The organism is Candidatus Lokiarchaeota archaeon, assembly GCA_014730275.1.
In the GTDB taxonomy this organism is placed as follows: Archaea; Asgardarchaeota; Thorarchaeia; order Thorarchaeales; family Thorarchaeaceae; genus WJIL01.
Genome location: WJIL01000028.1, coordinates 1 through 9,079, shown reverse-complemented (window position 1 = coordinate 9,079; position 9,079 = coordinate 1). Strand labels below are relative to the sequence as shown.

Genomic DNA, 9,079 nt, shown 5'->3' with positions numbered 1-9,079 from the left:
TCAACCCACTCATAGGAATCCTCGATTTCTTGCATTCCTGAAGAGAAGTTTGATACGGCACTTCCATCGCTGTCGAATCCTGCAATATATACTCGCATATCAGGATTACCTGATGACACCAAGGATTCAGGTTCGACCTCAACAAAGGCAGAAGTTATCACAGCCCCCTGAGGAATATCCACAGGGAATTGGATTCCGATTTGGCTTGGATCAGCAGTATTCCAAGAGCTGCCATACAAACCAACAGACGGATCAGCGGTTGAACCAACGTAAGTATTTCCATCTAAGCTAAATCCAGAGCCAGATGGGTCCCAAGCATCTCTTGTATCGTCATCAGGTTCGTACACATAGATATTGCCGGGATTCCAACCGACCACTGCAGTTCCATTTGCTTTGAGATTTACTTGTTCTGGAAATGGCCGTACCTCTAAAGAAAGTTGAATATCATCTAAAAGCACTTGGTACATTTTTTCGGATGACTGCTGACCACTCAAGTCAGTTGCAATTCCAATTTCAACGAGCAATGAATTCGGAAGCTGGATATTCGATAGCTGATTGGAAGAAAGGCTAACAGTCTCCTGCAACCAAGAGCTGGTTGTATCTCCGTTTTCAAAAACATGCACTTTGGTTTGATAGCCTGCAATACCCACAAAAACATAGACCTCGTCCTGCATTGAGGATATAGCTTGAACATTGTATCTGAAACTCACTTCTGCAGAGTATAATTCTCTGTATGGTGCGGAAGCAAGTTGACTGAAGTAAATCTTGTCTCCAGTAGCAAGGGTATCTCCGGAATACCAGTGAGCATCAAATAGCCAACCTGTAGTACTCTCATAACCGCTACTTAACTGCCTGTTCATCTCAAAGGTACCATGACTCGGATGTGCCGAACCAGTACCCTGGATTTCCTTGTTTAACGTCCATGAATCTGGAACATGTACATTCTCACCGCGATATGATTCAATAAGCCACTTCTCTGCATGAAAATCATTCAATTTCCAGTTTTTGAGGCGTTCATTAGTGGTCAGGTAGAGCGAATCTAGATTGGTTTCGAGATTGCTACCACTCCACCCATCTGACAAGGTCACAGTTGCAGTATCGGAATTGGAGGAATCAATGGACAGCATTCCATCGTACAGATTGCTTGCAATGCCAGTCAGTGAAACATCAAGTGCAGAGCCAGTTCCGGAAAGCGTATCCGTTTCAGAAACTAGTTTGGCTTGCCCTCTCGGATTGCCGGGACCGAGATTGCTCGAATAAGCATTTCCTGCAGGATTATGATAGGTGGGAAATGCAAGCATTACAACTAACACAAGGGGGATAAAGCTATATCGCTTCAACAGGATAACCTCCACAACCATTCTTGGGATCTATCTTCGTTTGGACGAACCAAAATCGATTGCCGCATCTCAATTTGAAAAAAGAAATAGGACATCTTCTGGAATGCTTAAGCGGACCAACAGCGTGATCCGCCGAAATAGAGCGGCATTCATTGCAGAATCCGCTCTTCTTAGCGTGCAATGGGTCTTCTAGCAATCAAGCCCATCCTCAAGACACTTCTCAAGCGTCGACCATTGCCAACGGCATAATGCTCCATTTTAGGAGCGTTAATCTAACCATTGGCGATTGGTGTAGTATAGAAAGAAGACATAATAAACAATAGCTGTTGGAACACTTCGTTCTATTAACAAACTGGTCATTTTTTCTTCCAGTTTTCGGAATTATCGTACTTGGTACCTATGGCTATTCAGCCTTGGCGGCTTGAGTCAAGTAGTCGCAATAGCTATAGAACTTGTAATCAAGACGGTCTACCAGTTCTTCCAGAAGCTCGTACATCTTCGTTCGCCTATGATCCAAAGGATGAAGAGCTATTTGCAAGGGACCTCCAATTTCAGTTTCTACGATACTATCTTCTAATGATGGTTCCTTTTCTTTTTCGCTAATAACGATATCAACCGTAGAATAACATGTATCAGAAGATAGAGTGTAGATTTCTTTGCCTACCGCATAGTAGCTGAAGCCTAGGTTGGCAAGAGCAGTTTTCAATCGTTTTGGAGCCACCCAGCCTGGAGGCACAAATCCACTTGGCTTAACTCCAAAATTACTTAGAATCGATTTCAAACCTCTTCGTAACCGTGAAGCAGTTTGCTTCTTGTCAAGATTCTTGAACTCCTCAGGGCGCCCGCTTTTGGTTGTGTACGAATAACCGTGGAGAGAGATTTCAAGATCTAAAGAAAGCAGATAGTCAACAAACATCGGATGTTTCTCAAAACTCAGGTTTCGTTTCCATTCAAGCAACGGTGTAATAAGGAGAGTATAGCTATCAATACCCAATGCTTTCAATCTATCATAGGACGCGACCACGGAATCTTCGTATGCAGGACTAACCTCATGCAGACTAAGCAACACAGTATGTTCTTCAACAAGCTGCATAGAATTGCCTGCACGACTGGACATACACATGTAACAGCGTTTCCCGGTTATCTAAGTTGTGTTCAAATGACAGGTTATCTGGACATGTCAGCGACCCCGGCGCCACTGCTTGTACGCCAGCTCAACATCAGCATCAGTTATTGTTTTCCGATCCGCATGCTCTGTTAAGTCAACAGCCATTCTAGCAAGCTCCTCACCTACCTCCTCGAGGATTTTTGCTAGCTTCTCAGCACCCGTATCACTAACACGTTCAGCTCCGGCTTTTCGAATCAGTCTGTCTACTGGCGCCACTGGCAATATTCTGTCTTTTCGTGATCTTGGCATAATTTTCATGCTCCTCTGAATATCGACTACTATTACTATAGTACCTAGTTAGTACTAATCTTCCTTTAAAAGGCTTTATCTGCCGATAAAAGCGAAATAAAGTTTCAGATAGAAAAAATAAGAGTTTATCGTGGAGGGTCATGCAATAGAAATTTCGGTTACCAAAAAGAATTGGTCAAGTCTTTCGCAGAATCAATACGTCAGCATTCTCAACTTCATCATCTAATACTGACATATCCAAATTCGCCTCTGGTTCCTCTATTGAGTCCACAGGGGGTCTGATTATGGGATACCTAGGGGGGAGAGTACAGCACGTCATGGTCTTTGCAGCAGGTTCATGGGTTCCGAGCTTTCGGGACTGAGCCTGTATAGTATCTTTATCGTCACCAATGCAAGGCCGCAAGACAGGCAATTCACAGATAGCACTGTCAATGACCCGAATGTTGCGGCTTGTCTGTGATGCTTGCTCACCAAGTATATCGCCCATAACTATGAGATCAGCTTCCTCCTTGAAACCTATTTTCTGAGCAATTCGAAGCAGATTCCGCTTACAGTACAGACAAATCCTGCGTTCAGGAACATGTTGCACTATCTCCTCCAAGTCTCTCTCTCTTGAAACAATGTACATTTTGACTTTAAAATCATAGATGTATTGTGAAAGAATTCTAGCCTGTTGGATTGCTGCCTTACGACATGAAACATCGGAATAAGTCCCATTATCAAGATATAGAAATACAGGAATGCAACCCCTTCTCATGACTTTGTAGGCGGCGATAGGAGAATCCAAACCTCCAGATATTGTGCAGACAGCCTTTCCTTGTGCTCCTGTTGGCATACCACCAAGGCCTTGAATAGTGGAGGTGAAAATATATGCGGTGTGTAAACGCACCTCTACGTAGATTAGATGATCTGGAGAATCCAAATCCACTGAAACTGATTTGGTACTGAACGCATTGAGCACTAAATCGCCCAGTTGGACCTTGATGTCCCTACTCGTGAAATCATGTTCACCCACTCTGTGAGCATCTATGGCAAATGAGCTGCCTTCATCAATAACAGATTTTGCAACTTGAAGCCCAGCATCAAGAATGGAATCTAACCTAGAATCTGCTTCAACGACTGGCGAAGTAGACACTACGCCAAAGACTCCAGCTGCCGCCTCGGCCGCTTTTTCGGCTTCGTTGGTTTCTATGAAGACACGACCAAATTCAGTTCTGATCTTCTCAAAGGAGATGTCTTTCTCGTTGAGTGCGGTTTTTATGTGCTGGACCAGCATATTAACGAGACGGCGCCTTGTTTGATCAGACTTGATAGCTATCTCTCCATATCGTACCAATACGGTAGAGTATTCAACGGTCGACATCCACACCACCAGTAAGTAGCTAAACTTCCGTATTGACTACCCTAGCGAAGTAAATAAGTTCAGTCTATTGCGGCATTATCTTAAGATTCTCAGTATTTGATATAAGAGGGGGCTTCGCTATCATCATGGGTCCAGTCTTACCATGCATCCAAATAGCAAGATTCTAGGCATCGATGTGGGCGGTACCTTTACAGATTTAGTCCTAACTGATGAGAAGACAGGAAAGCGGACTATCCACAAAGTCCCAACAACTCCAGTTTCTCAAGAAAAAGCTGTGATTCAGGGGATACGGGAGATACTCCATGAAACCGAGACTAGTCCTGAGAGTTTAGACCTGATTATTCATGGTACTACCGCAGCCACTAATGCTCTACTCGAGCGGAAAGGTGCTAAGGTCAGTTTGATTACTACCCAGGGCATGGAGGATATCATAGAAATCGGGAGACAGAACAGAGAAGAAATCTATAGCCTAGTAGCAGACAGACCTACACCGCTTGTCAATCGCGACAGAAGAATTGGTATCGCGGAGAGAATCGACAATTCTGGGAATGTCATACTCGGTTTAACAGCCAAAGAAATCGAAAGAGTAAGAGAAAAAGTAGAAGAAATCAATCCAGAATCCATAGCCATTTCACTCCTTTTTTCGTTCCAGAATCCACAACATGAAGAGATGCTGATAGATGAACTAAGAAATGATTCCAACTGGTATGTCGTAGCATCCCACGATGTGCTGAGGGAATTCAGAGAATTTGAACGAACATCAACAACTGTTCTCGAAGCATATCTCGGACCTGTAGTCTTACAATATCTGGAGCGGCTTACTGAGGGCGTAACCAATTTCTGTCCTAATGCTACTTTGGCAATCATGCAATCTAATGGCGGGACTATGCTCAGTTCTGAAGCAGAAGGGCATTCTATTGGCTTGGCAATATCAGGTCTGGCAGGAGGGGTTATCGGGGGATGGGCAGCAGCCAAACAACATAGCGTAGAGAAAGCTATCACAGTTGATATGGGTGGTACAAGCTGCGATGTAAGTGCAGTCGATGGTGCTATAGTTGTGAAAGCTGATAACAAAGTTGCAGGATTTCCGCTGAGAGTGCCGTCCGTGGATGTTCAAACAATCGGTGCCGGCGGAGGCAGTATTGCATGGATAGATGATGCCGGCGTTTTACATGTTGGTCCACAGAGCGCAGGAGCAGATCCTGGTCCAGCCGCTTACGGAAAGGGGGGAACAGAAGCGACAGTTACTGACGCAAATTTAGTTATTGGAAGACTCAATCCAGACTACTTCTTGGGTGGAAAGCTGAAGCTTCATACTAGGAAGGCCTGGAATGCTATCGAGAATCTCGCAGAAGAACTAAATCTCTCAGTTATGGAAACGGCGCGAGGAATAACACGAATCTCAACAGCAAATATGGTTCAAGCTATTCGCGAAGTCACTGTAGAGCGAGGCATAGACCCAAGGAATTTCATCTTGGTTCCTTTTGGTGGCGCTGGACCAACACAAGCGGTCGATATGGCAGAAATGCTCCAGATCGATACCGTGCTTGTGCCACGCTATCCAGGAATTACCTCAGCAGTGGGTCTGGTGGAAGCGGACCCAAGAGTTGATAGAATGAGAACGGTCTTAACAGGAGCAGAGCAAACCCAGGAGTGGTCTCTTCTTGAAACGCTGGAGGAGTTGACAGAAGAAGCGGGAAATAGGCTGGAAAAACAGAATTCTCGGAACCTGCCTGTTGCGTTTCAATGGGCAATTGATATGCGATACAGTGGACAATCTCACGAGCTCACAATACCGGTACAACCGCACACAGAACAGCTTCTGAGGGAGTCCATAGAATGCTTCGAAGAAAGGCATGAACAAGAATTTGGATATCGAATGGATGGTCGACAGGTCGAGTGGGTAACAGCAAGAGTAGCAGGAATAGCCAAACGCCCACATAGGACAACAGAAAACCATTCCCATCCAGACACATCAAAATCATACGACACAAGAAAAATCACTCTGATGAACGGAAAGACAACCAAAGCAGATGTATATCGAAGGAAGTCACTCGCACCGGATATAATCTTCAACGGCCCCGCAATTGTAGAACAGGTAGATACTACTATATGGATAGCCAAGGGATGGAAAGCACAACAATCCGCTGAGGGCGCTTTGTGGATACGGAGGTCCAGCAATGATTGAAGATCCAATCAGGTTTGAAGTCATCAAGAACGCACTAGTTTCATGTGCTCGTGAAATGAGTCAAGCACTGCGAAGAACAGCCTTTAGTCCCAACATCAAGGAGCGGAGAGATTGCAGTTGTGCGCTTTTCGATTCAGAAGGGCGACTCGTTTCGCAATCAAAGGACATACCGGTGCATTTGGGGGCCATGCCAATGTCTGTGAAGGCGTGCATCAACGAACTGGCTTCGAATCTAGTAGAGGGTTCCATGGCTCTCCTCAATGACCCTTTTTCAGGTGGTTCACATCTCCCGGATCTTACACTAGTCGCCCCGGTCTATCACGAAGAAGAGCTAGTCGGTTTTGTGGCAAACAGAGCTCATCATGCAGATGTTGGTGGTGAAAGCGCGGGCTCCATGCCGGGGATGTCTTCCACGATCGAAGAAGAAGGTATTCTAATTGAACCAAGAATCGTTGTTGAAGACAACACTCTCCAAGAGAAGGAAATATCTGATTTGCTTGAAGCTACAAGAACGTCAGAAGAACGTCATGGTGACCTCTCGGCTCAGATAGCTGCAAACAACGTTGGAATCACACGGCTCAACAGTGTAGCAGCTCGGTATGGCTGGTCTGCTTTGCTCACATCCTTTCAAAATCTACGAGACTACTCTGCTGAACGTATTCAATCAAATATGAAATCCTACTCGGGGCTCGAAGGCGAATTCTCAGATGTGGTTGATAGCGATGGCGCCGGAAACTGGTTCCTAGATATCAGGGTTCATCTGTCGTTTCATGAGGACTATGTAAATGTAGATTTCACTGGAACCGCAGATCAGGTAGAAGGCAACGTGAATTGTCCGATAGCATCGTCATTATCGGCAGTATACTACGTATTCATAACCTTGTTCGGAAAGGATATCCCTGTGAATGAAGGTTGCTGGAGGGCAATAGAAGTGAATGTACCAGAAGGGTCGCTTTTGAACCCACAGTATCCTGCTGCAGTAGCTGCTGGGAATGTCGAAACCACACAGCGTGTCGTAGACAGCATTCTTGGAGCCATGGCTCAAATAGACTCTAGCATCGTTCCCGCGGCAAGCCAAGGAACAATGAACAATCTAGCTATTGGCGGAGAACTTGCAGGTGATAGTGGTATGTTTTCCTTCTACGAAACCATTGGTGGCGGAGCTGGTGCTGCAAAAGGAATTCATGGATCAGACGGCATCCATGTACACATGACTAATACTCTGAATACGCCCATAGAATCGCTAGAAAATTCATATCCCCTACGGGTCAGACGGTATTCCATCAGAGAGAACAGTGGTGGAGAAGGCAAATGGCGGGGGGGTGATGGTATAATACGCGAAATAGAGACCCTAGTGGACGGCTGCAGCATCTCCATTCAAACGGAGAGAAGACATACCAGACCATGGGGTCTAGAAGGTGGACAGCCGGGATCTTTGGGACGTAACTTGCTTTTCTACCAAGATAGGATGTATCAATTGCAGGCGAAATCTACAGTCATTGCACCAAAGGGAGCAATAATACGACTTGAAACACCGGGTGGGGGTGCGTGGGGAACAAAAGGGTAGCCTTGGCTACTTGTGCGCAAAAGCCAAGTTTATGACATCATTCTTCTCGTATATTTTCGCAAAACCGACCCGTTCAAATTGTAGAAATGTTCCTACATCCAAATCAGCTATGCTTGGTTCTCCCACACCTTCAACGATGCTTCCATCAACCATAGTCAGTTCAACGGGAATACTGTTTCCTTTTGGAACCCAATGAATAATCTGGCCTTCTTTATCAAGAATCTCCTCAACATCAAAACTCTCAAATCTTGCCGAAGGATTTGTCTCCTTATTCATTCTGCAATTAGCCAAATCCTTCAGTCTGAAAAGCTCACCGTTTGCAATCCTCTTAAAGTCACGCGTAGGGATGCCAATGTCTAGATGCTCATTTTCCCGTGGCAATGGAATCTCACGGGTGCCACGGTCAGGATAATCGGGATGAATTGGAGCCTCAGCAACATCCATTCCATTTGGCAAATCACTAACTGAAATCCAGACCGGTGATTCCACAAAGAATGCTCGTGGTGCATCAGAATCACGAATCTTTCGGTTTTCGGAATATACAGCTTTCATAGAAAATGTGATGTCATTCAGGCTTAGCCCAAGATCCAAGGTTGCTTTCCGAAGGGCATCTGGATGAATACCGCGATGTTCTAAGGATTGGAGGCTCCAAGTCCGGGGATCCTTCCAACCAGTATACTCACCGCTCAGTATTTTTCGTCTGGCTCTACTTTTGCTCAATGTGGCATCTTTGAATTTTAGGCGGCCGTAGTAGATTAATTCTGGTTCGGCCCACCCATAAATCCGCCAGATGTGCTGTTCGATTTTTCCTTCTTTCACCAAGTCTTTCCCACGGATAATGTGAGAGATGCCAAGCTCATGGTCATCTATGCCCCACGAGTACTCGAGCATCGGCCATACCCGATAACGATTTCCAACTCGAGGGTGTTCAGCTTCGGAGATTCGCAGAATAACGTGGTCTCTCATTGCAGGATCGGGATCATCCATGCCTGTCTTGATACGGACGGCTGCTCCCTTCTCGGGGTAAGTTCCATCTAGCATTTTTTCCCATCGCGCTAGATTCTCGTGAACCGACAAGTCTCGGCATGGACAAGGCTTGGACAATACCTTGTATTCATTCCTCCACAGCTCGGGGTCACAATCACAGACATAGGCTTCTTCCTTCTTGATTAAATCAACTGCGTATTCATAGAAAATCTCCAGC

At 45.4% G+C, this 9,079-nt stretch carries 7 protein-coding genes; 2 read left to right on the top strand and 5 right to left on the bottom strand.

Annotated elements, in window-relative coordinates; all coding sequences use genetic code 11:
• The 4 genes from GF309_04270 to GF309_04255 form a co-directional block, all read right to left on the bottom strand.
• On the bottom strand, positions 1 to 1,340 hold a 1,340-nt coding region (locus GF309_04270; GenBank protein MBD3157981.1), incomplete at its 3' end, for a hypothetical protein.
• A 403-nt stretch (positions 1,341 to 1,743) separates the two neighbouring features.
• The gene (locus tag GF309_04265; protein ID MBD3157980.1) at positions 1,744 to 2,463 is read right to left on the bottom strand and encodes a DUF2334 domain-containing protein; all 720 of its coding nucleotides are present in this window, start codon (positions 2,461 to 2,463) and stop codon (positions 1,744 to 1,746) included.
• Between the two features lie 57 nt (positions 2,464 to 2,520).
• Positions 2,521 to 2,757: a histone gene (locus tag GF309_04260; GenBank protein MBD3157979.1), complete on the bottom strand. Its 237-nt coding sequence runs from the start codon at positions 2,755 to 2,757 to the stop codon at positions 2,521 to 2,523.
• A 175-nt stretch (positions 2,758 to 2,932) separates the two neighbouring features.
• On the bottom strand, positions 2,933 to 4,120 hold the full coding sequence (locus GF309_04255; protein ID MBD3157978.1) for a hypothetical protein: 1,188 nt from the start codon (positions 4,118 to 4,120) through the stop codon (positions 2,933 to 2,935).
• Between the two features lie 142 nt (positions 4,121 to 4,262).
• Between GF309_04255 and GF309_04250 the strand changes: the two genes are divergently transcribed.
• Together GF309_04250 and GF309_04245 are read left to right on the top strand one after the other, a co-directional pair.
• The gene (locus GF309_04250) at positions 4,263 to 6,308 is read left to right on the top strand and encodes a hydantoinase/oxoprolinase family protein (protein MBD3157977.1); all 2,046 of its coding nucleotides are present in this window, start codon (positions 4,263 to 4,265) and stop codon (positions 6,306 to 6,308) included.
• Positions 6,301 to 7,875: a hydantoinase B/oxoprolinase family protein gene (locus GF309_04245; GenBank protein MBD3157976.1), complete on the top strand. Its 1,575-nt coding sequence runs from the start codon at positions 6,301 to 6,303 to the stop codon at positions 7,873 to 7,875. The genes GF309_04250 and GF309_04245 overlap by 8 nt, the downstream gene beginning before the upstream one ends.
• A gap of 6 nt (positions 7,876 to 7,881) precedes the next feature.
• Here GF309_04245 and gltX read toward each other — a convergent pair.
• The coding region (gene gltX / locus GF309_04240) for a glutamate--tRNA ligase (GenBank protein ID MBD3157975.1) at positions 7,882 to 9,079 on the bottom strand (1,198 nt) is incomplete at its 5' end.

Coding starts and splice junctions, on each gene's coding strand:
- GF309_04265 (MBD3157980.1), bottom strand. CDS start 2,463: ATGTGTATGTCCAGTCGTGCAGGCAATTCTATGCAGCTTGTTGAAGAA.
- GF309_04260 (MBD3157979.1), bottom strand. CDS start 2,757: ATGCCAAGATCACGAAAAGACAGAATATTGCCAGTGGCGCCAGTAGAC.
- GF309_04255 (MBD3157978.1), bottom strand. CDS start 4,120: ATGTCGACCGTTGAATACTCTACCGTATTGGTACGATATGGAGAGATA.
- GF309_04250 (MBD3157977.1), top strand. CDS start 4,263: ATGCATCCAAATAGCAAGATTCTAGGCATCGATGTGGGCGGTACCTTT.
- GF309_04245 (MBD3157976.1), top strand. CDS start 6,301: ATGATTGAAGATCCAATCAGGTTTGAAGTCATCAAGAACGCACTAGTT.